The sequence below is a fragment of the Xanthomonas euvesicatoria genome, from assembly GCF_013112235.1.
In the GTDB taxonomy this organism is placed as follows: Bacteria; Pseudomonadota; Gammaproteobacteria; order Xanthomonadales; family Xanthomonadaceae; genus Xanthomonas; species Xanthomonas euvesicatoria.
The window spans coordinates 973,737-996,798 of the sequence record NZ_JABFFS010000001.1 but is presented as its reverse complement, the minus strand read 5'-3'; the positions used below and the strand labels follow the sequence as shown (position 1 = coordinate 996,798).

Below are 23,062 nucleotides of genomic sequence, written 5' to 3'. Positions count from 1 at the left end.
GGCGTTCTCCAGGTCAACGCGCGTGGCACCGCGCGCCAGGGTGAGGCGCACGGCCTGCTGGCACCGAGCGCCCGTGTCACACAGGCACATGAATGACATCAGCCCCATCTGATGGAGACCCCCAAGCGAGATGCAGCGCACGCTAGCAGGAACTGCAAGCGCTTACATGATGCGCCGCAGCATTGGGCCAAACGCAAGTGGCGCAAGGGCTGAAGCCCGATCGCTGGACAAGTTTGTCCGAATAAGACATCAGCGGCCAATGTCGGACACTGGCCGGCAACGTGCCAGGAACTACGAAAACGTAACATCTACCTACCATACCGTGGCGCACGGTTTGCACCCGCCTTGCCGCCAATGCCTCCAGACAGCAAGATGCGCCGATCGATCAGGGGAACATTGTGCGCATGTCGCTACCTACCGTCCGTGCAGGGCGGTTCCACTTCGCCGCGTGGCTGCTGCTGGCCGCGCTGTGCGTGAGCGGCTGCCAGCGCAACCAGACCGCGCCCGCACTGCCCGGCGCCAAGGCCGAGCCGGCCGCGGCGATGCAGGCGATGACCCTGCCGTTGCGGCGCAATGATCTGGTGGCGTATGCGCGTATCCGGGTGACGCCTGCGCAATACACCCAGCTGGAGGCGGCGTGGCGCAGCGGTGTCAGCCGTTGGCCGCTGACCGAACTGCCGCTGCCCAATGAAGTCGGCGCGCTGCTCGGGTCGTTGTCGGCGCCCGATGCCGAACGCCGCCTGCAGCAGGCCTTCGATGCGCAGCTGGCCGGCCAGGCCCAGGGCATCGCGCAGGCGGCGCAATCGCTGGGCCAGTTCGGCGTGCAATACCTGCGTAGCCGCAACGACTACCAGCCCGAGCAGCGCGCCCATTACGTGCAGTTGGTCGACGCCTTGAGCGCGTGGGCCGCCACTGCGCCGCTGGCCGATCGCCCACGCGCCAAGGCCAGCATCGCCGACCTGGCGACCGCCGCCCGTGCCACCGGCATCACCTCCGATGCCGACCTGCAGCGGCTGGGCATGGAGGAAAGCCTGCGCCGGCTCGGGCCGTTCTGGGAAACCTGCAAGAAGGTGCTGGAGCGCTACGACCTGTCGATCGACAGCAGCCTGGACGCGCTGCGGACCGGCTTGATCAAGCAGGATGCCGACACCGCCCAGGTACGGCTGCGCTATCCGCTGGCCGCCCACGATATCGATCTGAACGTCGCGCTGATCAAGCGCGAGGGCCACTGGTACCAGCTGCAGACCCAGAACGAAGTGCAGGCGCTGCTCGATGCCCAGGCCGCGCCCTTACCCAGCGCCACTGCAGTGCCCGACACCGCAGCGGTCGCGCCGGCGAAGGCTGCCGACACCGGGCAACGCCCGGCTGGGCGATAATGACCGTGATGCCAGAACAAAATCCCCTGCCGTTCCCGGACGGCCAGCCCAGCCCGCCCAGCACTGCCGCAGCCGACACCGGCGCCACGACGGCGGCCTTGCCGCTCGCCGAGCCGGTGCCGCCGGCGGTTGCGCCATCGATCGCCCCCGGCGTTGCCGCGGCGCGCAGCGCCAAGCGCCCGTGGTGGGCGCGCCTGCTCGGCCGCCTGGCCGACCCCTGGCTGAGCCTGACCATCGAGCCGGACCAGCCCGGTCGCTACGACGACGGCCGCCCGGTGGTGTACGTGCTGGAAGACTACGGCATGTCCAATGCGCTGATTTTGGACAAGGCCTGTCGCGAAGTCGGCCTGCCGTCGCCGCTGGTGCCGTTGCCGGGCGACCCGCTGGAGCGCAAGCGGGCCTACCTGGCGCTCTCACGGCGCAGCAGCAGCAATTCGCTGATTCCCGAGCAGCGCGGCGGCAAGACCCACTCCGATTCGCTGGCCAAGTTGCTGCAGGCGCACCGCGTGCGCGCCGACCTGGACGTGCATCTGGTGCCGGTATCGATCTTCGTCGGCCGCGCGCCGGACAAGCAGAGCGGCTGGTTTGCGGTGCTGTTCTCGGAAAACTGGGCGCTGGTCGGCCGCTTCCGCCGCCTGCTGTCGGTCTTGCTCAACGGCCGCACCACCATCGTGCGCTTCGCCCCGCCGATTTCGTTGCGCCAGACCATGGCCGAAGGGCTGCCGCCCGAGCGCACCTTGCGCAAGTTGCAGCGCGTGTTGCGCACGCACTTCCGGCGCATCCGCGAAGCGGTGATCGGCCCGGACTTGTCTACCCGCCGTTTGCTGGTGGACCAGGTGCTGGCCGCCGAGTCGGTACGCGAAGCCATCGCCATCCAGGCCAAGCGCGACAATTCCAAGCCGGTCGATGCCTGGCGCAAGGCGCATGCCTATGCGTGGGAAATCGCCGCCGACTATTCCAGCCCGGTGGTCCGCTCGGCCAGCTTCCTGCTGACCCACGTGTGGAACCGCATCTACGCCGGCGTGCTGGTGCATCACCTGGACAAGCTCAAGCAGGCCGCGCCCGGGCATGAAGTGGTGTACGTACCCAGCCACCGCAGCCACATGGACTACCTGTTGCTGAGCTACCTGCTGTACGAACGCGGCATCGTGCCGCCGCACATCGTGGCCGGCATCAACCTCAACCTGCCGGTGGTCGGCACGTTGCTGCGCAAGGGCGGCGCGTTCTTCATCCGCCGCTCGATCAAGGGCAATGCGCTGTATTCGGCCGTGCTCAGCGAATACGTCGCCCAACTGGTGGCCGGCGGCTATTCCATCGAATATTTCGTCGAAGGCGGGCGTTCGCGCACCGGGCGTCTGCTGCAGCCCAAGGGCGGCATGATCGCGATGACGCTGCGCGCGTATCTGCGCCAGCCGCGCAAGCCGGTGCTGTTCCAGCCGGTATACATCGGCTACGAAAAGTTGATGGAAGGCAACAGCTACCTGGACGAGCTCACCGGCCGGCCGAAGGAAAAGGAATCCATCTGGGGCCTGCTGTGGTCCATCCCCAAGGTGCTCAAGCAGAACTACGGCCAGGTGGTGGTGAACTTCGGCGAGCCGATCGCGCTCAACGACGTGCTGGCCAGGCACGCGCCCGATTGGGACGGCCAGCCGCTGCCGGAAGACGAAAAACCCACCTGGCTGGCGCCCGCGGTGGACATGCTGTCTACGCAGATCCAGACCCGCATCAACTGCGCCGCCGACGTCAATCCGATCAACCTGCTGGCGCTGGCCCTGCTGTCCACGCCCAAGCACGCGATGGGCGAGGCCGACCTGATCGCGCAGATCGAGTTGTGCAAGAAGCTGCTGGCCGAAATGCCGTACTCGGACCGCGTCACCGTCACCCCGCACACGCCGGCGCGCATCATCACCCACGCCGAAGAGATCAACGTGCTCACGCGCGTGTCGCACCCGCTGGGCGATGTGCTCAGCGTCAGCGGCGATACCGCGGTGCTGCTGAGCTACTTCCGCAACAACGTGCTGCACCTGTTCACCGCTTCTTCGTGGGTGGCGTGCTGCTTCCAGAACAACCGCCGCATGAGCCGCGCCGGTCTGTTGCGCCTGGGCCGCACGGTGTATCCGTTCCTGCAGGCCGAGTTGTTCCTGCCGTGGAGCGAAGACCGCTTTGCCGAACGCATCGAACAGACCATCGACATGTTCGTGCGCGAAGGCCTGCTGCTCAACGTCACCGACGACGACGGCGGCATCCTGACCCGCAACACCGGGCAGACCGACGAAGTGTTCCGCCTGCGCGCGATCGGCCATTCGCTGCAACAAGCGTTCGAGCGCTATTACATCGCCATTTCGGTGCTGGTGAAGAACGGCCCGGGCGTGCTCGGTGCCGGCGAACTGGAAAGCCTGTGCCAGCAGGCCGCGCAGCGTCTGAGCCTGCTGTATGCACCGGCCGCGCCGGAGTTCTTCGACAAGACCCTGTTCCGCGGCTTCATCCAGAAATTGCGCGAGTTGCGCCTGGTGTGGCCGGACGACAACAGCAAGCTGATGTTCGACGAGCGCCTGGATGCCTGGGCCAAGGACGCCAAGTTCATTCTCGGCCGCGAACTGCGCCATACCATCGAACGCGTCAGCCCGGCAGCGGCCAAGCCGGACGTGGCTGTGCCGCCGCAGTAAAAGCGACTGACAAGACGTGGCGAGCAGTCGTCAGGTGGGTGTGGGCGGCGGGCAGGAACCGGAGCGTACGCGTGGTACATGCCGATACCGGGCACCGGCCGCGCCCGCCTGGCGGCTGCACAGTCGTTTTGTTGGATGCTCTAAGCCGTTGGCGAATGCCTTCACGTCTTGCAGGGCGCGTCGGGCGCGTGGCGAGGTGGCGGTGGGCGGGGCGCCGGCCGCCTTCACACAGCGGTTCCGTTCGCTTCATCGGGCGCTTGCAGCGTTCCCGTTAGCATCGCAGCATCTTTCACTGTGATCGGCTGCGTTGCACCACGGGCGCCGCCGACAGGAGACTTGCATGCGCGCAGCCATCCACACCCAGTTCGGCGACCCGGCCAAGGTGCTCGAACTCGGCGAACGGCCCACACCGCAACCCGGCAAGGGCCAGGTCCGCATCGCGATGCGGCGTTCGCCCATCCACAACCATGACCTGTGGACGGTGCGCGGCAACTACGGCTACAAGCCCACGCTGCCGGCGATCGGCGGCAGCGAAGGGTCTGGCGTGATCGATGCGCTGGGCGAAGGCGTGCAGGGCCTGCAGGTCGGCCAGCGTGTCGTCGCCGCCGGCGTGCACGAGAGCTGGGCCGACTACTTTCTGGCCGACGCAACCGGCGTGGTCCCGCTGCCCGACGCACTGGATGACGACCGCGGCTGCCAGCTCATCGCCATGCCGCTGAGCGCGTTGATGCTGATCGAGTTCCTGAATGTCGACAAAGGCGACTGGATTGTGCAGAACACCGCCAACGGCGCGGTCGGCAAGACTGTGGCCATGCTGGCTGCGGCACGCGGCATCAACGTGATCAATCTGGTGCGTCGCGATGCCGGCGTGGACGAACTCAAGGCACTGGGGATCGGGAATGCGGTGTCGACCGCGCAGGACGGTTGGCAAGACCGCGTGCGCGCGCTGGCCGGCGATGCACCGATCGTGCGCGCGATCGACTCGGTGGCCGGCAAGGCGGCAGGCGAGCTGATGGGGCTGCTCGCCGAGGGCGGCGAGTTGATCTCGTTCGGCTCGATGACCGGCGAACCGCTGGAGATTGCCAGCGGCGATGTGATCTTCAAGCAGGCCACCGTGCGCGGCTTCTGGGGCAGCAAGGTCATGGCCGCCACCAAGTCCGAGGACAAGCGCCGCATGATCGGCGAGCTGTTGAAGGCCGCGCTCGACGGCAGCCTGGCGCTGCCGGTGGAAGCGGTGTTCGATCTGGAAGACGCGGCCAAGGCGGCAGCGGCCAGTGCCGAACCGGGGCGAGGTGGCAAGATCCTGCTGCGCGCCGGTTGAGCGGGGTGCGCCGATCGAAACAGCGCCAGCGCGGGGACGGAGTGGCAGGTCGCCCGCGCTGGCTGGATGGCAGTGTCGCTTGCGCGGTGGAACTCTCAGAGCGGCTCCTAGCGAGCACTGATCTTTCGTGCGCCGCGCGGTTGTATGTGTCGTGTGGCCGATGTGGGTATTGATCCGTTGCAGCCAGCGGTCTTTCGCAGTTAGCGCTGCGCAATCAGAGTAGAGCGACTTGGCCGTTGACAACGTTCAGCACTCGTACCCTCATCCGCCCCTTCGGGGCACCTTCTCCCGGTGGGAGAAGGGAGCTTATCGGCGCGATGGGTTTAGCCGGTTCGATGCAGGAGACGTGCAGTTCCGGCTGCGATGCAGTGAGCTTCTCCAGGTACGAGAAGGAATGTCTCGACGCGAAGCGCTAGAGCCTGCTTCGGCGAAATAAGGAAGCCGCGAACCAGCGCTTTACAGAGCCTCATCCCAACAGCACAGATCAAAGCCTTTCCTCACGTCGGGGCGAGAAGGCATGGCTGGTGCGCCCCTGGCGCGCGTGCCTTCGGGTGCCCGCGTCGCAAGCACGGGCTCTGGTTGAGGGACCGTTTCTGCAGCTGACGCAAGCTACCGCCAACCAGCCATCACGCCGGCTCGTCGGGCACCAACTCCATCTCCAGCCGCGTGATGCAGTCCTTGATGTGCAGCTTGCGCTTCTTCAAGCGCTTCATCTGCAGCTCGTCGTCCAGGTTCGCGGGCACGCGCTGAATCTCCTCGTCCAACGCGCGGTGGGCGCGTCGCAACTCGGCGATCTGCTCGACGATCTCGGCGGTTGACAAGGTTTCCACCCCCCGAGCATACACAACCCCGGGCTGCGCGCGTCACCCACGCTTGCCAAGCGGCCCGGGGCTGCGACAATGCCCGCGCGCCGCGGGGAAACGGCGGCGCGCCCCGTCCATCATTGCCGCGCGGCTACGGCCGTCGAGAAAGGAGTCTTTCGATGCGTCTGCATCCTTCCCTGCTGGCCCTGGGCCTGTTCGCCGCCGCCAACCTGGCCAGCGCCGCCGATGTCGCCAAGTACGACGGCTTTCTGTGCTGCAACCTGCGCACCGACGGCAGCTGGATCAGCGACAGCAACTACGCCGAAGACGGCAAGCGCATGCTCCCGGTCGGCACCCCGGTGAGCGTCACCGGCTTCGGCCGCAACCGCGTCAACCTCAAGATCGCCGGCGAAAAGCAGTCCATCGGCAACGATTACAGCCGCGACCTGGACAACACCGCCTTTGCCGCCCGGTATGTCGTCACCACCGACCCCAAGCTCAAGCTCGCTACCTTCCCGCCCAAGATTCGCCAGGCGATCAACGATGGCAAGCTCACCGGCGGCATGACCCGCGAACAGGTGCTGATGGCGGTCGGCTACCCGATCAGCAGCGAAAACCCCAACCTGGACGCCTCGCTGTGGCGCTACTGGCGCGACAGCTTCTCCGAGTACCAGGTGCAGTTCGGCCCCAGCGGCAAGCTGGTCAAGGTGACCGCCGATCCGCAGGTGATGAATTTGATCTGGGTGCCGTGAGGCACTCAGCGGAGCAGCAGGCGCCGGCGTGAGCCGGCACCTGTCATCGCCCCACGGTTGCTGATCACTGATGTCGCGTGCGTGCGCGCTGGCGAATGCAAGGCATCGACGACACCGCGCGGGTTCATTGAACGTGCGACCCCGACGAGGGAAGACATGCACGATGGTGAATTGATTATCCCGCCCGACGCACTGGCCGATCCGGAGGCCTTCGAACTGCTGCGTCTATGGGCCGCGAATGAACAGCTGCACGTGAGCATCAATCGCGATCTGGGTGGCGGTGCAGAGGACTTCGGCGAACTGCTTGTGGATCTATTCGAGCAATGCTTCGCGGATGTACGCACAGCGCGATGGCATGCCGCTCGCGCAATGTCGCACGCTGATGCTGGATGACTTCTTGCGACGCGTTGCCGACCCGAGCGGTCGGCAAGAGGGAGCGCTGCCAGTCGAGCACTAGCGGCGCCGTGCAAGGCCCTCGTTGCGCGATCGCGCGTCCCGGGCAAGCCTCTATTGACTGCGATGACTCGGTTAGCAGTGCGCCGGGCACGGACGCATCGCCGTGCTGCCTTTTGGATACCATCGACGCTGGCTTTCTCGCCCAAGGGCGAAGATCCTGGCGTCACTGGCCTTCCCGACCAACACCTGATGAGAGCGTCCTGATGAGAGTGTCATGCAGCGAGATCTGATTCTGTATCCCAAAGACGATAACGGCGACACGCTCTGGCATATCGCACAGCAAGGTGTCGACCTTTCAAAGCCGCGGGAAATCGCTTTTTCGGTGGTCTTCCCCAGCAAGGAATCGGCGCTGGAGTTCTCGGTGAAGATGCTTCGCTTCGAGCAGAAAGTCCGCTGCTGTCATTACCCGGAAAATACGGCGTTTCCCATGGATGTGACGGTGTATCCGACCATGGTGCCGTTGTACAAGGCGATTTCGGCGTTCGAGGAAGACCTGGCAGCCGAGGCCAAGCCCTTGGACGGCTTGAACGATGGATGGGAATTCTTCGGGGACGCGAAGGACGCCTGAGCGCTCGACCGGTTCGAGGACTGCACGGCGTGCAGATTCTCCTATCAGCGCTTCCGCATCAGCGCGCTGACTGCGGCACACGTCGCAGCTGCGTCACGTCATAGCCCATCGCCGCGATACGCTCGACCGCTTGCTGATAGTCGGCATCGGAGACCTCCGGGGTGCGCGCCATGTACCAGACGTAGTCGCGCTTGCTGCGCGCCACGATGGTCTGCGTATAGGCTGCGTCCCGCCAGGCGATCACGTACTCGGCCTTGAACGGCCAGAAGAACTGCATGCGCCAGAGCGCGCCATTGCCTTCCTTCGCCACCTGGCCGATCGGATGCATCGATTTGAGCGGCGCCTGGAAGCTGCCCTTGCGAAAGGTGAAGGTGGTCTGGATGCGACCATCCGGTCGCAGCGCGTAGCTCTCCACCGCGTCGTAGGCGCTGCGCTCGGGCCGGGTCGGAATATGCGCAATCACATACCAGTCGCCCATGAAGCGCGGCACATCAACGGTGTCTGCGCGGGGCAGGGCAGCGCGTGAATCGCTTGCGCCAGCACTGCCGTGGACCGCGAGCGTGAGTAACAACAGCATCGAACTACGTCGCATGGCATTTCTACCTAAGAGGGCACGTCTCAGCAATACGTAGCTGCACTACGTCTGGATGCGAGCCCATGCGATGTAGTTCCAGCCTGGGGCAAGACTGGCCTTGGTGCGTGCGACATGCCGGTGCCGTTTGCCGAGTCATCTGCGTTCAAGAGCCAAATAAAGAGCCACTCAAACGCCGGAAACGCGCAATTTATGCCGTGAGTATTGTTCAACCCTCAGCCGCCGTGATGACGACAAGGTGCGCTGAAGCATCGAGCTGAAAGGACGTTTCTTCCACCGTCAGCTGCCCAGCGATCACCGACTCGATGGATCCCGGCGGGCGGTTGCCCAACGGCACTCACCAAGGCGATACCGCGTCTTCCCCATACGGATAAATCGTCGCGATCGTTCCATCTGCAGCATGTTCCAGCGGTGCCATCTTGATGCTGCGCAGATGCGTCTGGCCGCCCGAAAGCACGCTGTCGTGATAGAACAGATACCACTGCTCCTGGAACAAGCAGATGGAGTGATGCGTGGTCCAGCCGACCACCGGTGCGAGCAGCACGCCCTGGTAGTTGAACGGGCCGTAGGGTGAATCGCTGGTGGCGTAGCAGATCTGGTGGGTGTCGCCGGTGGAATACGACAGGTAGTACCGACCTGCATGTTGGTGGACCCAGGGACCTTCGAAGAAGCGGCGGGCGTGGTCGTCTGCGCGCAGCGGGGCGCCGTGTTCGTCGAGGATGACGACTTCGCGGCTGGGTTCGGCCAGTTCGGTCATGTGCGCGTGCAGGCGCGCCACGCGCGGGCCAAGTGCGGGTGCCTCGCCCACCGGTTCCTGATGCGTCTGCGCGTAGACATTATCGCGGTAGTGCTGCAGCTGGCCGCCCCAGATGCCGCCGAAGTACAGGTAATGCGCGCCGTCGTCGGCGGCGAGTACGGCCGGGTCAATCGAGTAGGTTCCGGCGATGGGCTGCGGCTCGGCGACGAACGGGCCTTCGGGGCGATCGCCCACCGCCACGCCGATCTGGAATATGCCGTCGGCGCGTTTTGCGGGGAAGTACAGATAAGTCTTGCCGTTGCGTTGTGCCGCATCCGGTGCCCACATCTGCCGCTGCGCCCAGGGCACATCGCGCACATGCAGCACTTGCCCGAGGTCTTCCACCGCCGCACCTGGATGCGCCATGCGCAACACGTGGTAGTCGGCCATGTCGAAATGCGAGCCGTCGTCGCTGAAGGCCACGCCGGCATCGAGGTCGTGCGAGGGATAGATATACAGCGCACCGTCGAATACATGTGCGGACGGGTCGGCGGTGTAGAGGTGGGTGACCAGCGGTGCGGAAATGGCGGTGCGCGCCAGCGCCTGCAGATTAGCGGCTTGCAGTTCATCGGACATGCGCGTACCTGTGCATGAAGTGGGAGGGGAGGTCAGACAGTGGCGAACGGGGCGGCCTGTCGGCGCATGCCCAGTTCGTGCTCGATGCGGGTTTCCAGCGCCTTGTCGATTTCGTACAGCGCCAGCAATGCAGTGCCGAGCAGGAACGGAAGCGAGGCGTACACGCTGATGGACAGGCGGATGCCGTTGGTGACGGCCGCGCCTTGCTGCGGCAGTGCTGCGTCATAGCCATAAAACGCCAGGATGCCGGCGACCAGTGCGCCGCCTACGCTCAGTCCGATCTTCAAGCCGCACAACATCGCCGAGAAGATGATGGCGGTGGCGCGGCGGTGGTTCTTCCACTCCGAGTAATCGGCCACATCGGCGATCATGGCCCACAGCAACGGGATGGTGATGCCGTAGAAATACCCGTGCAGGACGTAGGAAGCGAACACCCAGCCGATCGCATTCGGTGGGTACAGATAGAACGCCAGCAGGAACAGCGTGGAGATCAGCAGCGCGCCGCCGAAGACATTGCGCTTGCCAAAGCGGTCGGCCAGGCGTTTGGAAAAACCGATGCCCACGATCATCGCCAGGATGCCGCCGGCGCTGAACACGCTAAATGCGGAAGTCGGCGCGTCCTGTGGCCACTGCAACGCGCTCATGCCGGCGCCAGTCAGGACGCTGTTGATGCCGGCGATGAAGCGGTTGAACCCGGCGTGGTCGAGAAACTGCGTCAACGCATTCGCGTCGAGGTAGTACTTGAAGTAGTAGATGTACATCCCGCCCTTCATCGCCAGATTGATGAAGACCAGGATGGTGAGCGCCAGCATCACCAGCCAGGGCTTGTTGCGGACCAGATCGGTCAGGTCCTGGCGCACGCTGTTGCGTTGTTCGCTGATCGGCAGCACCCGCTCGCGCGTGGTGAAGAAGGTGATCAGAAAGCACAGCGTGCCGATCGCCGCGAACAGCGCCATGGTGTTGCGAAAACCCTGCGCCTTGTCGCCATTGCCCAGGATCAAGACCAACGGCAGTAACAGCACCTGGATGATGAACTGCGCAAAGGTCACCGCCAGAAAGCGATACGCCGACAAGCTGTTGCGCTGCTCCATGCTGCCGGTGAGCACGCCGCTCAAAGCCGAATACGGCAGGTTGTTGGCGACGTACACCAGCATCAGCAAGGTGTAGGTGGCAAAGGCGTAGGCGATCTTGCCCTGCTCGCCGAGCGTGGGCGTATTGAAGGCGGCCAGCGACAACGCCCCGAAAGGCAGTGCGGTCCACAGGATCCACGGGCGGAACTTGCCCCAGCGGGTGCGCGTGCGATCGGCCAAGATACCGATGACCGGTGTAAACACGAACGCGCCCAGCATGCCGACCACAAAGATCAGCGTCGCTGCCACGCTGGCAGGTATGCGGAACACATCGGTGTAGAAGAACGCCAGGAAAGTGACCAGCGTCTGGAAGATCAGATTGGCAGCCAGGTCGCCCAGGCTGTAGCCGATCTTTTCGCGCAAGGAGAGCTGCTGTGACCGATCGTTCATGAGGTGGGGCGGACTCGAAGAATGCTGCGGAAAACGCCGCGGCGCGCATTGCGCCATCGGTCGCCGCTGGGAGGAACGGCGACCGATGACGACAACACTCAAAAGGTACCGCGGATGCCGAGCATGACGGTGCGCCCGGGCTCATACAGGTCGTAGGTGGCGTTGGGCCAAGCGAAGGTCGTGCGCAACGGCTCGTTGGTGATATTGGTGACGTTGAGCGTGATCTGCGGCTTGGACGGCAGCCAATCCAGTGCGTAGCTCGCCGACATATCGAGCTGGCCGCGCGCGTCGGCGTTGAGGCGCGCATACGGAATGCCGTTCTGGTTGGCGCCGGAGATCACCATGTCGTCGTTCCAGGTGTAGGACAGGCGGATCGAGGCTGCGTCCTTTTCCCAGTAGACGGTGCCGTTCCAGAGGTTGGGTGCGACACCGACGGCCACCGCCGGCACGCCTTCGCCTTCGGACTGCTGGTTGACGTGGGTGTAGTTGAGGCTGAAACCCAGGCCGTCGAACAGCTTGTCCAGCGGCTGCACCCAGATGGCCTCGGTGCCGCGGATATTGAGCACACCATCGGCATTGACCTGCGTCTGCACATCCACGGTGGCCGCATTGGGGCCGCCGCGCTGGGCCAGGCCGGCCTGCTGGATCGGCAATAGCGTGTCGTAGTTCACGCCCAGGTCGTTGAACGGAATGCGGCGGATGCCGTTGACGGTGAAGCCGGTGATGCGCTTGTTGAACAGGGTCAGGCCCACATAGCCTTCGCCGCCGGTGTACCACTCGCCGCCGAAATCCACATTGGTCGACAGATACGGCTTGAGGTTCGGATTGCCCTGCGTGGCGGTCTGCGCGGAAGGGTCGCTGAAGTTGGTGTTGGGCAGCATCGCGCTGGGATCGGGGCGGGTCAGCGTGCGCGAGCTGGACAGGCGCATGACCACCTTGTCGGCCACGTCCCATGCCACGTTGAACGAGGGCAGGGTTTCCTTGTAATCCGAATCCAGCACCTGCACGCTGCGGACGCCATTGATGGTGACCGGGCCGGTAATGGTCTGGTCGGTGGTCACATAGCGCACGCCGGCGTTGAAGCGCATGGTGCGGTTCCAGACATCGGCTTCCGCATTGGTCTCGATGTAGAAGCCCAGATTTTTTTCGCGGATGCCGCCGGTCGAAGCGCCGGTGTTGGCCGAGTTGCTCTCCGGTGCGGCATCGCGCAGCGCGTAGTAGTTGGTGTCGGCCAGGAAGCGGGAGAAGTCGGCAGTGATGAAACCGCCTGGGCCGGGTTTCAGATAGCTGGCCAGGGCCGCGTTCGGGATTGCCGAGCCGGCGCCGCCGTTGCACACGTTGCCGCCATTGCCGCGACACACCACCTGTTCCCAGGCGGTGCTGTTGTCGAAGCCACGGATGGTGCGCTCGGCCATGTCGTAGGACGCGCCGATCTTGACGTTGCGCTTGTCCTCACCGAACTGCAGATCGGCGCGCGCGCCGCGCGTTTCGGTCTGGCGCTTTTCGTTCTGGATATTGACCCGGCCACCCGTCCAGCCCCAGCCCAGGTTGGGGTCGTTGAGATCGAGCGGGCTGGTGATGCTGGGGCGGTCGCCGCCTTCGTTGCGGTAGTCCACGGTGGTGAACGGCGAGGTGACCAGGATGCTGGGCGATTCGCGTGCGAGCCAGCTACGGGTGGCATTGGCCTGCACATTGAGCTTGATGTCCTGCTCGGCGCCAAACAGCAGTTCCGCACCGGGATTGACGCTCCAGAACTTGACGTTTTCGTGGTACGGGCGCGCTTCCAAAAAGTACTGCGCGTTGGCGAAGGTGGCGCTGGTCACCACGTTGTTCTGATCCAGCTGCATGCCGAGCGGAATCATGTTGCCGTTGCGGCCGATCAGATTCATGCTGATCCGCTCGGTGGTGCGCTCGGCTTCGGAGTACAGCGTGTCCAGGTAAAAATGCATGCTGTCGGAAGGGCGCCATTCCAGCGACATGACCGACGCATCGCGGTCGCGATCGCCACTCATGTAGACGCTGCGGCCCAGACGCGGGATCAGCGCGTCGCTGATCTGGTCGATGCTCAGGCCCGGGTTGCGCGCCAGCAGCCAGGCGGCGTCGATGGTCTCGCCGGTGGTGAGGCCGCTGCCGGCAGTGGCGGGCACAGTGTCTGGAATGCGCCAGTTGCCGCCGCCATTGACGTTGCACGCCGCCGGTTGGTTGGTGGCTGGCGTTCCTGCCGGCGGCGCGAGACCGCACTGGGTGTAGGTGAGGCCGGGGTTGGTCCAGCCCACGCTCTCGAAACCGCGCACGCCGAGTTTGCTGCGGACCGACGCCACGCCGAACAGTGCACCGAAGGTGCCTGCTTCATTGGTCCAGCTGCCCATGAAAGCGCCGCGTGGGGTGGTTTTTTCGCTGGTGCTGTTCCAGTCGGCCTGCGCCTGATAAGTGAAGTGCACGCCGGGGCGGTCGAACGGGCGCGCGCTGCGCATGTCCACCACACCGGAAACGCCGCCTTCGAGCATGCTCGCGGTGGGTGTCTTGCTCACCGTGAGCTGGGTGAAAAATTCGGTGGGGAACAGATTCAGATCGACTTCGCGGTTCTGGTTCTGCGCATTCAGGCCGATCGAAGCAGTGGCGATGCTGGCGCCGTTGAGCGTGGTCTTGGTGAAGCTGGTGCCCAGGCCGCGGATGGCGATATTGAGACCTTCGCCGTTGACGTCGCGCGCCAGCTGCACGCCGGGAATGCGGTTGAGCGACTCGGCGATATTCATGTCCGGAAACTTGCCGATGTCTTCGGCAAACACCGTGTCGGCAAAGCCGACCGAATCGCGCTTGGCGTCGGTGGAGAACTGGATGCTGCGTCGGTAGCCGGACACGGTGACGGTATCCAGCTGGGTCACCGCATCGTTATTGCCGGCAGTGGTTGGCGGGGTTTGCGCCGTGCTCTGGGCATCGGCGGACTGTGCCCAGGCGGCGGTGCTGGACATGCCCAGCAGGATGGATCCCAACGCGCAGGACAACGCGGTTCGTGCGTAGCTGTTCTTCACCGTAATCCCTTCCCTAACAGGTAGCAGATGTCCCACGCATCGCCCCTGCGCAGGGAGTGCCGCTGCCGTTGCGCGGCGCGACGATGGTGCGATGGGGGAGACGGACGATCAGTGCATTTGATGTTAGCGCTAACAAAATCGGAACATCACGCTGCAGGGCAGCATAGATGCGTGCACGCGCCGGCAGGCCGCCGGCCAACCCACGCCGTCGCGCCGGACGCGCTTGCGTACGGGGGCGCAGTGTTGCACTGCGCGATGGATTTATCGCGATGCCGTGTTAATGGTAGCGCTATCATCCGTGGCGCAAGGCCACCTTCGTGCAGGTGCAGTGGTCGATGAATCGAACCGAAGAACACGGCAGCGACGGTCCCGGCCGGCACCTGATGGGTGCACGCTTGCACCACGTCGGGCAATCCGCGCAGGAAGCTGGCGCGCTGGCGCGCCCGCATAGGCCACGCGCATGAGCGAGGTGCCCGCCGCGGCCCCGGGGGCCGCAACGGCAAGGCTCGGCCGGGTGCGCTGGCGGGTCTGCGCCCTGCTGCTCGCGGCCACCACCATCAACTATGTGGACCGCCAGGTACTGGGCGTGCTGGCGCCGTTTCTGCAGACGCAGATCGGTTGGAACGAAATCCAGTACGGCTATATCGTCACCGCATTCCAGGCGGCGTATGCGCTGGGCTTGCTGTGCAGCGGTGCGGTAATCGACCGCTTCGGCACTCGGCTCGGCTATGCGCTGGCGATCGGCCTGTGGAGCCTGGCGGCGATGGGGCATGCCTTGGCCACCAGCGTGGTGGGGTTTGCGATTGCGCGGTTTTTCCTGGGCCTTGGCGAATCGGGCAATTTTCCTGCAGCGCTCAAGACGGTGGCCGAATGGTTCCCGCGCCGTGAGCGCGCGCTGGCCACCGGCATCTTCAATTCCGGCTCCAATATCGGGGCCATTTTTGCCCCATTGTTGGTGCCGTTGATTGCCACCGCCTGGGGCTGGCAGGCGGCATTCCTGTTCACCGGCGTGCTCAGTGCAACCTGGTTGGCGGTGTGGTGGTTCAGCTATCACCCGCCCGAGCAGCAACCCCGGTTGTCTGCTGCAGAACTGGCGCACATCCGCAGCGATGCGCATGAGCCGGTGCAGCGCCGCCTGTCGTGGTTACAGGTGCTGCAGCATCGGCAAGCCTGGGCGTTTGTGCTGGGCAAGTTCATCACCGACCCGATCTGGTGGTTCTTCCTGTTCTGGCTGCCGAAGTTCCTGCACGCCGAATATGGCCTGAGCCTGCTGCAATTGGGCGTGCCCTTGATCGTGATCTTCGTGCTGGCCGACATCGGCAGCATTGCCGGTGGTTGGGTGGCCGGGCGTTTCATCGCACGTGGCTGGAGCGTCAATCGCGCACGCAAGACCGCGATGCTGATCTGCGCGATTTCCGTCGTGCCCATCGTCTTTGCCGCACGCGCCGACAACCTGTGGCTGGCGGTCGCGCTGATCGGGCTGGCCACCGCCGCCCATCAGGGCTGGTCGGCGAATCTGTTTACGCTGCCTTCGGACATGTTTCCGCGCCACGCGGTTGCCACGGTGGTGGGCATCGGCGGCTTTGCCGGTGCGGTGGGCGGCATGCTGATCGCCACCTTCATCGGCTTTCTGTTGCAAGCCACCGGCAGCTATGTGCCGGTATTTCTGATGGCAGGCTCTGCCTACCTGCTGGCCTTGGTCGTCGTGCACACGCTGGTGCCGCGGCTGGAGCCGGCGCAGTTGCCTGTCGATCCAGCGCCGACATCGTCCTGAGGTGAGCCTATGCATATGCGCGCAGTAGCACTGGGGTTATTGATGGCGGCGGGCATGGCCGCGCCAACCCACGCGGCACCGCTGGCAGCGGCGGCGTCCAAATTCCTCGGAAGTGCGTACGGCGCGCAGCAGGCGCCGGGGTTTGCGCAGTACTGGAACAAGCTCACCCCGGAAAACGGAGGCAAATGGGGCAGTGTGGAGGCGGTGCGCGACCAGATGGACTGGAGCACGCTGGATGCGGCATACCGGTTTGCCCAGGCCAATCAGATGCCATTCCAGATGCATGTCATGGTGTGGGGCAACCAGCAGCCGGAATGGATCAAGACCTTGCGGCCGGCCGAGCAGCGCCGCGAGATCGAGCAATGGTTTGCCGCCGTCGCGCAGCGCTACCCGGAGATCGCGCTGCTGGAGGTGGTGAACGAGCCACTCAACGACCCGCCCAGCAAGGCCGATATCGGCGGCGGCAATTATCTGCAGGCGCTGGGGGGTAACGGCGACAGCGGCTGGGAATGGGTACTGCAATCGTTTCGGCTTGCGCGCCAGCATTTTCCCAACACCAAGTTGATGATCAACGACTACAGCATCACCAATAGCGCGCAGGCCACGCAGAAGTATTTGCAGATCGTGCGGCTGCTGCAGCGTGAGAACCTGGTCGATGCGATCGGGGTGCAGGAGCATGCCTTCGAGACCATGCCGGAGGTGGCGATGTCGGTGCATCGCGACAATCTGGATGCGTTGGCTGCCACGGGCCTACCGATCTACGTCACCGAGTTCGATCTGGACGGGCCGACCGATGCGCAGCAACTGGCCGACTACAAGCGGGTGTTTCCGGTGTTCTGGGACCACCCGGCAGTGCATGGCATCACCCTGTGGGGCTTTCGGCCCGGCTTGTGGCGCGACAAGGAAGCTGCCTACCTGATCCGCGCCGACCGCACCGAACGTCCGGCGCTCGCGTGGCTGCGCGACTACGTTGCAGCCCATCCCGGTGCACCTGCGCCATGACAATTATTGATGCGCGCCGCGCTCACAGACCTTTGTCTGGTGTCCTGACCTTATGCCGATGCGCGCACGTCATCGTGTTGGCTGCATGCGCCGTGTGGCAAATAGCCGCGCTGACCGCGCTGACCACTGCCGCACACCAAGGCGGGTCGGCATGTCCTTTTACGCTGCTTGCTGACCTGCTTGCTGACCTGCTTGCTTGTCCTGCAGTCGCAAGAATGGACAGCCTCGGCGCCATCCTGATCACACCGTTCATTGGTTTCGTTTTGCAGGCCATCGGCGGCTACATATCGAAATTTTTTTACGGTGGGTGCGGCCTACATTCTGGCGCTGGCGGTGGTGCACCGCCTGGTGCCACGACGCAGCCGGCGCGAGTGGAGCAACCGGCCTAGACGCGGTTCCAGGTGCCTGCGCACTTTGGCGTCGATCCGACGCACGTCAGCGCACCTGTCCTTTCCGTGACTGCTTTGCTCACTTATCGAGGATGCCAACATGTTGAAACTCCGTTACCCGCTCACGCTTGTGCTGTTGCTGGGCGCGTATGCGTCCGCTGTTGCCGGGCCCATCGCTGCCGGCAAGCAGCGCGTCCTGGGCAGCGCCTACAGCCCACAGCAAGCGCAGGGCTTCACCAACTACTGGAACGCCGACGTGCCCGAAAATGCGGGCAAATGGGGCAGCGTCGAGCCCGTGCGCGGCCAGATGAACTGGGGCCCGCTCGACGAGGCTTACCAGTTGGCCAAGCGCAACCACATGCAATTCCAGTTCCATGTCGGGCTCTGGGGTGCCCAGCAGCCGACGTGGGTGCGCAACCTGCCGCCAAACGAGCAGCTTGCGGCGATCGAGCACTGGTTTGCCGCGATTGCGCAGCGCTACCCCGACATCGACTTGATGCAGGTGGCCAACGAGACGCTGCCGGGCCACAACCAGCCGGACAATCGCCGCAGCGATACGGGCAACTATCTGCGGGCACTGGGCGGCACCGGGGCGACCGGCGTGGACTGGGTGCTTGAGGCATTCCGCCTGGCACGCAAGTATTTCCCCCATACCAAGTTGATGATCAACGACTACAACGTCACCGAGTACAACGACCAAGCCAGGCAGTATCTGCACACCATCCAGCTGCTGCAGCAAGAACACCTGATCGATGCGATCGGCATCCAGGGGCACCTGTCGAGCAACGGCCCCTCAGTTTCGGTGCAGCGCGCCAACCTCGACCTGTTGGCGTCCACCGGACTGCCGATCTACATCACCGAGTTCGACCTGGATGGGCGTACCGACGCTCAGCAGTTGGCAGCCTGGCAGCGTTTCTTCCCGATGTTCTGGGAGCATCCGGCCGTGCGTGGCGTGAACGTGTGGGGTTTCCGTCACGGTCTATGGCGTGAAAATGAAGGTGCGTATCTGATCAATTACGACGGCAGCGAACGCCCGGCCTTGACCTGGCTACGCAGCTACGTTGCCAGCAGGCCCTGACCGGGCTTCCTTCTCATTGTCCATAGGGCTGATATCGATCATGCGTTCTTCCGTGTTGTCCTTGCATCCCGATCGTTTGCTGCCGGCCGATCCCGGCACGCGCGCGATCGCCCGCCGCCTGTACGCACAGGTTGCAACGCTGCCGATCATCAGCCCGCATGGCCACACCGACCCGGCCTGGTTCGCCACCAATGCACCGTTTGCCAACGCCACCGAACTGTTGTTGGTGCCGGACCATTATGTATTCCGCATGTTGTACAGCCAGGGCATCGACCTCGATGCCCTGGGCATCCCGCGCGCAGATGGAACCCGCGCAGCAGTCGACCCGCGTGCGGCATGGCGCGTGTTTGCCGAGCACTACACGTTGTTGCGCGGCACGCCGTCGGCGCTATGGCTCAATCATGTGTTCCATGATGTCTTCGATTTGCGTATCCGTCTCGATGCCGGCACCGCCGATCACTATTACGACCACATCACCGCCGCGCTGCGAACGCCGGCATTCCTGCCGCGTGCGCTGTTCGAGCGCTTCAATATCGAGGTGATCGCCACCACCGAATCGCCGCTGGATCGGCTGCAGCACCATGCGGCCATTGCCGCCAGCGGTTGGCAGGGACGGGTGGTGACGGCGTATCGCCCTGACCCGGTCGTGGACCCGGAGCACGAGCAGTTTGCCGGCGCGCTGCAGCAGTTCGGCGCGCTCACCGGTGAGGACGTGCTCACCTGGGATGGCTACCTGCGTGCGCATCGGCAACGGCGTGCGTTCTTTGCCGCGCATGGCGCCACCTCGACCGATCACGGGCACCCCAGCGCCGCGACCGCCGATCTGTCACCAGCCGAAGCGCAGCGCCTGTTCGATACGGTGGTGCGCGGTGCGGCCACGCCGGAGCAGGCGGAACTGTTTCGCGCGCAGGTGCTGACCGAAATGGCGGCGATGAGCCTTGACGACGGCCTGGTGATGCAGCTGCATCCGGGCTGCTTCCGCAATCACAATCGGCAGCTGTTCGGGCAGTACGGACGCGACAAGGGCGCCGACATTCCGATGCGCACCGACTACGTGCATGCGTTGAAGCCCCTGCTGGATCGGCATGGCAACGACCCGCGCCTGCGCCTGATCGTGTTCACCCTGGACGAAACCAGCTACAGCCGCGAGCTGGCGCCATTGGCCGGGCATTACCCCTCCCTGCTGCTCGGCCCGGCGTGGTGGTTCCATGATGCGCCGGAGGGCATGTGGCGCTTTCGCGAGCAGACCCTGGCCAGCGCCGGCTTCTACAACACCGTGGGCTTCAACGACGATACCCGCGCATTCCTGTCCATTCCCGCGCGGCACGATGTGGCGCGGCGCGTGGACAGCGCCTTCCTGGCCAAACTCGTTGCCGAGCACCGGCTGGAAGAGGACGAGGCAACCGAGGTGGCAATCGACCTGGCCTACCGCCTACCCAAGCAAGCGTACAACTTGTGAGGTGGCGTAAACGGAGGGCGGCAGTGCCGAGGCGTGCGCACGCGGCGCCACTGCATCCTTCGCAGCGGCAGGATCGGTGAACTGATGCGTGCACACGCCAAGCACAACGTCACACGAGCGCTGCGCGCAGGTTATGCAGTACGTGCCTGCACGGGGCTTTTCTGGCTCTGCAGTGCATGGCCCATCATCGCAGCACCGCACGCTGCCAGCGACGCCTCGCGCGAACGTATTTCGCTGGATGCGCAGTGGCGCTTTCATCGTGGCGACCCGCCCGCAAACCAGGAAATCCTGGACTACGATGTGCGCCCGCAGGTGGTGCGCAGCAGCGATGGCAGGGTGGCCGATGCGCAGCCGGAACAAGCGCAGCTCATCGATGCGCCCGCCGTGCGCGTGCTCAAGCCGTGGATCCTGCCCACCGCCAACGGTTTGATCGCAGACCCGGCCCAACGGCACATACGCCCTCCAGGCAATCCGGGCAGCACGGTGGCGTATGTGCAGCCGCACTTCGACGACAGCGCATGGGAAACCGTGGACCTGCCGCATGACTGGGCCATTGCCGGGCCGTTCCTGGCAGATGGGCCTTACGGTGGCATGGGTCGGTTGCCGAGCTGGGGCATCGGCTGGTATCGCAAGAGCCTGGACATCCCGGCCAGCGATCGCGGCCGCGCGATGTTTCTGGATCTCGATGGTGCGATGTCTTACGCCACGGTCTGGCTCAACGGCAAGCTTGTCGGCGGCTGGCCGTACGGTTACAGCTCCTGGCGCGTGGATCTGACGCCGTATGTGATTGCAGGCAAGCGCAATCAACTGGTCATTCGCCTGGATAACCCGCCCGAGTCGGCGCGTTGGTATCCGGGCGGCGGGCTGTATCGCAACGTGTGGCTGACCAAAGCGGCGCCGTTGCATATCGCGCACTGGGGCACGCAGCTGACCACGCCGCACGTCTCGGCCGATGCGGCGCAGGTGCAGCTGACCGTCACCTTGGACAACGCCGCCCGCGGCGCAACCCAGGCGCAGGTGCGCACAGCGATTTATCTGCTCGACGATGCAAGCGACCGGCCCAGTGGCGAAGCGGTCGCGCGCATTCCAGCGCAGCCCATCAGCGTCCCTGCCGGCGGCACGGCGCAGGTGCAAGGCAGCACCCGGATCGATGCCCCGCGCCTGTGGGGGCCTCCACCCACGCAGCACCCGCATCGCTATGTGGCCGTCACCGAGGTCGACCAACAGGGACGCGTGGTGGACCGCTACGAAACCCGCTTCGGCATTCGCAGCATCGTGTTCGACGCCGACAAGGGCCTACTGGTCAACGGCGAGCACGTGCCGATCCGCGGGGTGAACAATCATCACGACCTGGGCGCGCTCGGTGCAGCGTTCAACAGGCGCGCCGCCGAGCGACAGTTGCAATTGCTGCAGCAGATGGGCGCCAACGCCATCCGCATGAGCCATAACCCGCCTGCGCCCGAATTGCTCGATCTGACCGACCGCATGGGTCTGCTGGTGGTGGATGAGGTGTTCGACAGTTGGGAGATGAAGAAGACCCCGCTGGACTTTCATCTGGTGTTTCCGCAGTGGCATGCCGCCGATCTGCGCGCGATGCTGCGCCGCGACCGCAACCACCCCTCGGTGATGCTGTGGAGCGTGGGCAACGAGGTTGGCGAGCAATACACCGGCCAACAGGGCGCGGCGATTGCGCGCACGCTGCGCGCCATCGTGCATGCAGAAGACCCGACGCGCCCGGCCACGGTGGCGATGAACTACGCCTCGCCCGAGATGCCGCTGCCCGCTGCGCTGGATGTCGTCAGCCTCAATTACCAGGGCGAAGGCATCCGCGATGCAGCCGAGTTCGAGGGTACCGAGCGCATCCGTAAACCGCCGCAATACCCCGCGTTCCATGCACGGTTTCCACACAAGGCCATTGTCAGCAGCGAGACTGCCTCGGCACTGAGCAGTCGTGGCGTGTACCTGTTTCCGGTCACTGCGGACAACAGCGCACCGGTACGCGATGGCCGTGGCGGCGATTCGGTGGCGCATCAGGTCAGCGCGTACGAACTGCATGCGGTGGACTTTGGCTCCAGCGCGGACAAGGTGTTCGCTGCGTTGGATCAACACCCTTACGTGGCCGGTGAGTTCGTCTGGACCGGGTTCGATTACCTGGGCGAGCCCACCCCGTATTACAGCTCGCGCAGTTCCTACTCGGGCATCTTCGATCTGGCCGGCTTCCCGAAGGACCGTTACTGGCTCTATCAGTCGCGCTGGCGTCCGGAACTGCCGGTGGCGCATCTGCTGCCGCATTGGAGCTGGCCAGGGCGCGAAGGACAGGTCACGCCCGTGCATGTGTTCACCTCCGGCGACGAGGCCGAACTCTTCGTCAACGGCGTTTCGCAGGGGCGCAAGCGCAAGGCGCCACGGCAGTACCGGCTACGCTGGGACGCGGTGGTGTACCAGCCGGGCGAATTGCGGGTGCAGGCGTACAAGGACGGCAAGCCGTGGGCCAGCGAGCGCGTGCAGACGGCAGGCCGCGCCGCGCGCATACAGCTGACGCCGGATCGGGGCAGTATCCGCGGCGACGGACAAGACCTGAGCTTCATCACCGTGCGCCTGCTCGATCGCGACGGACGTCCCGCACCGACCGCGGGCGACCGCCTGCGCTTCCGCATCGAAGGCCCTGGCGAGTTGGTGGCCACCGACAACGGCGACCCCACCAATCTGGAAACGTTCGCTGCGTCGCAACGTCATGCCTTCAATGGGCTGTGCCTGGCGATCGTGCGTGCCAAGGCCGGGGCGCGTGGCACGATCACCGTGCATGTGGAATCGGACACGTTGCAAGCCGCACAGACCCAGGTGGCGGTGCAGTGATGCGATCCAGTGCAATCGAAACCTGTGACCTCTCAACGGACCTGCC

17 protein-coding genes and 1 other RNA gene are annotated in these 23,062 nt (G+C 64.7%); 12 read left to right on the top strand and 6 right to left on the bottom strand.

Translation table 11 applies throughout. The features are described from left to right. The first annotated feature begins 404 nt into the window (after positions 1–404). Together HLH45_RS04195 and plsB are read left to right on the top strand one after the other, a co-directional pair. Complete coding sequence (locus HLH45_RS04195) at positions 405–1,376, top strand: hypothetical protein (RefSeq protein WP_008571907.1); 972 nt, start codon at positions 405–407, stop codon at positions 1,374–1,376. Beyond that, complete coding sequence (gene plsB, locus HLH45_RS04190; protein ID WP_011349118.1) at positions 1,376–4,042, top strand: glycerol-3-phosphate 1-O-acyltransferase PlsB; 2,667 nt, start codon at positions 1,376–1,378, stop codon at positions 4,040–4,042. The genes HLH45_RS04195 and plsB overlap by 1 nt, the downstream gene beginning before the upstream one ends. 4 nt (positions 4,043–4,046) lie before the next feature. Here the strand turns inward: plsB and HLH45_RS04185 are convergent. Next, a non-coding RNA gene (locus tag HLH45_RS04185) (sX9 sRNA) lies at positions 4,047–4,122 on the bottom strand. Between the two features lie 260 nt (positions 4,123–4,382). Between HLH45_RS04185 and HLH45_RS04180 the strand changes: the two genes are divergently transcribed. After that, the gene (locus tag HLH45_RS04180; RefSeq protein WP_008573818.1) at positions 4,383–5,363 is read left to right on the top strand and encodes a zinc-binding dehydrogenase; all 981 of its coding nucleotides are present in this window, start codon (positions 4,383–4,385) and stop codon (positions 5,361–5,363) included. A 626-nt stretch (positions 5,364–5,989) separates the two neighbouring features. On the opposite strand, the gene HLH45_RS04175 is transcribed toward HLH45_RS04180, so the two are convergent. Beyond that, a complete protein-coding gene (locus HLH45_RS04175; RefSeq protein WP_008573820.1) occupies positions 5,990–6,193 on the bottom strand; it encodes a YdcH family protein in 204 nt (67 codons plus the stop codon). 152 nt (positions 6,194–6,345) lie between these two features. Here HLH45_RS04175 and HLH45_RS04170 point away from each other — a divergent pair, with 152 nt between their 5' ends. From HLH45_RS04170 to HLH45_RS04160, 3 genes are all read left to right on the top strand, one after another. After that, positions 6,346–6,918 (top strand): hypothetical protein, encoded by a 573-nt coding sequence (locus HLH45_RS04170; RefSeq protein ID WP_008573822.1) that lies wholly within the window; start codon positions 6,346–6,348, stop codon positions 6,916–6,918. 156 nt (positions 6,919–7,074) lie between these two features. Next, positions 7,075–7,311, top strand: coding sequence for a DUF5076 domain-containing protein (locus HLH45_RS04165; protein ID WP_008573824.1), 237 nt, complete (start codon positions 7,075–7,077; stop codon positions 7,309–7,311). Positions 7,312–7,588: 277 nt separating this feature from the next. Then, complete coding sequence (locus tag HLH45_RS04160; protein ID WP_008573825.1) at positions 7,589–7,942, top strand: ribonuclease E inhibitor RraB; 354 nt, start codon at positions 7,589–7,591, stop codon at positions 7,940–7,942. Between the two features lie 58 nt (positions 7,943–8,000). Here the strand turns inward: HLH45_RS04160 and HLH45_RS04155 are convergent, their stop codons facing one another. From HLH45_RS04155 to HLH45_RS04140, 4 genes are all read right to left on the bottom strand, one after another. Beyond that, the gene (locus tag HLH45_RS04155; protein ID WP_031424925.1) at positions 8,001–8,534 is read right to left on the bottom strand and encodes a lipocalin family protein; all 534 of its coding nucleotides are present in this window, start codon (positions 8,532–8,534) and stop codon (positions 8,001–8,003) included. Positions 8,535–8,871: 337 nt separating this feature from the next. Beyond that, positions 8,872–9,906 (bottom strand): glycoside hydrolase family 43 protein, encoded by a 1,035-nt coding sequence (locus tag HLH45_RS04150; protein ID WP_008573829.1) that lies wholly within the window; start codon positions 9,904–9,906, stop codon positions 8,872–8,874. A 32-nt stretch (positions 9,907–9,938) separates the two neighbouring features. Then, on the bottom strand, positions 9,939–11,426 hold the full coding sequence (locus tag HLH45_RS04145) for an MFS transporter (RefSeq protein WP_008573831.1): 1,488 nt from the start codon (positions 11,424–11,426) through the stop codon (positions 9,939–9,941). Positions 11,427–11,524: 98 nt separating this feature from the next. Then, a complete protein-coding gene (locus HLH45_RS04140) occupies positions 11,525–14,458 on the bottom strand; it encodes a TonB-dependent receptor (protein WP_029820792.1) in 2,934 nt (977 codons plus the stop codon). A 460-nt stretch (positions 14,459–14,918) separates the two neighbouring features. Between HLH45_RS04140 and HLH45_RS04135 the strand changes: the two genes are divergently transcribed. The 6 genes from HLH45_RS04135 (at position 14,919) to galB (ending at position 23,016) form a co-directional block, all read left to right on the top strand. Next, complete coding sequence (locus HLH45_RS04135) at positions 14,919–16,232, top strand: MFS transporter (protein WP_008573835.1); 1,314 nt, start codon at positions 14,919–14,921, stop codon at positions 16,230–16,232. A 9-nt stretch (positions 16,233–16,241) separates the two neighbouring features. Further along, positions 16,242–17,234 (top strand): endo-1,4-beta-xylanase, encoded by a 993-nt coding sequence (locus tag HLH45_RS04130; protein ID WP_008573837.1) that lies wholly within the window; start codon positions 16,242–16,244, stop codon positions 17,232–17,234. Continuing rightward, positions 17,231–17,623 carry a hypothetical protein gene (locus HLH45_RS04125; RefSeq protein ID WP_046932438.1) on the top strand — a complete coding sequence of 131 codons (393 nt, stop codon included), beginning with the start codon at positions 17,231–17,233 and terminating at the stop codon, positions 17,621–17,623. Before HLH45_RS04130 ends, HLH45_RS04125 begins: the two co-directional genes overlap by 4 nt. 100 nt (positions 17,624–17,723) lie before the next feature. Next, complete coding sequence (locus HLH45_RS04120) at positions 17,724–18,701, top strand: endo-1,4-beta-xylanase (protein WP_008573839.1); 978 nt, start codon at positions 17,724–17,726, stop codon at positions 18,699–18,701. A 40-nt stretch (positions 18,702–18,741) separates the two neighbouring features. Next, the gene (uxaC, locus tag HLH45_RS04115) at positions 18,742–20,160 is read left to right on the top strand and encodes a glucuronate isomerase (protein WP_008573841.1); all 1,419 of its coding nucleotides are present in this window, start codon (positions 18,742–18,744) and stop codon (positions 20,158–20,160) included. A gap of 84 nt (positions 20,161–20,244) precedes the next feature. Continuing rightward, positions 20,245–23,016 carry a beta-galactosidase GalB gene (gene galB / locus HLH45_RS04110; protein ID WP_008573843.1) on the top strand — a complete coding sequence of 924 codons (2,772 nt, stop codon included), beginning with the start codon at positions 20,245–20,247 and terminating at the stop codon, positions 23,014–23,016. Positions 23,017–23,062 lie beyond the last annotated feature (46 nt).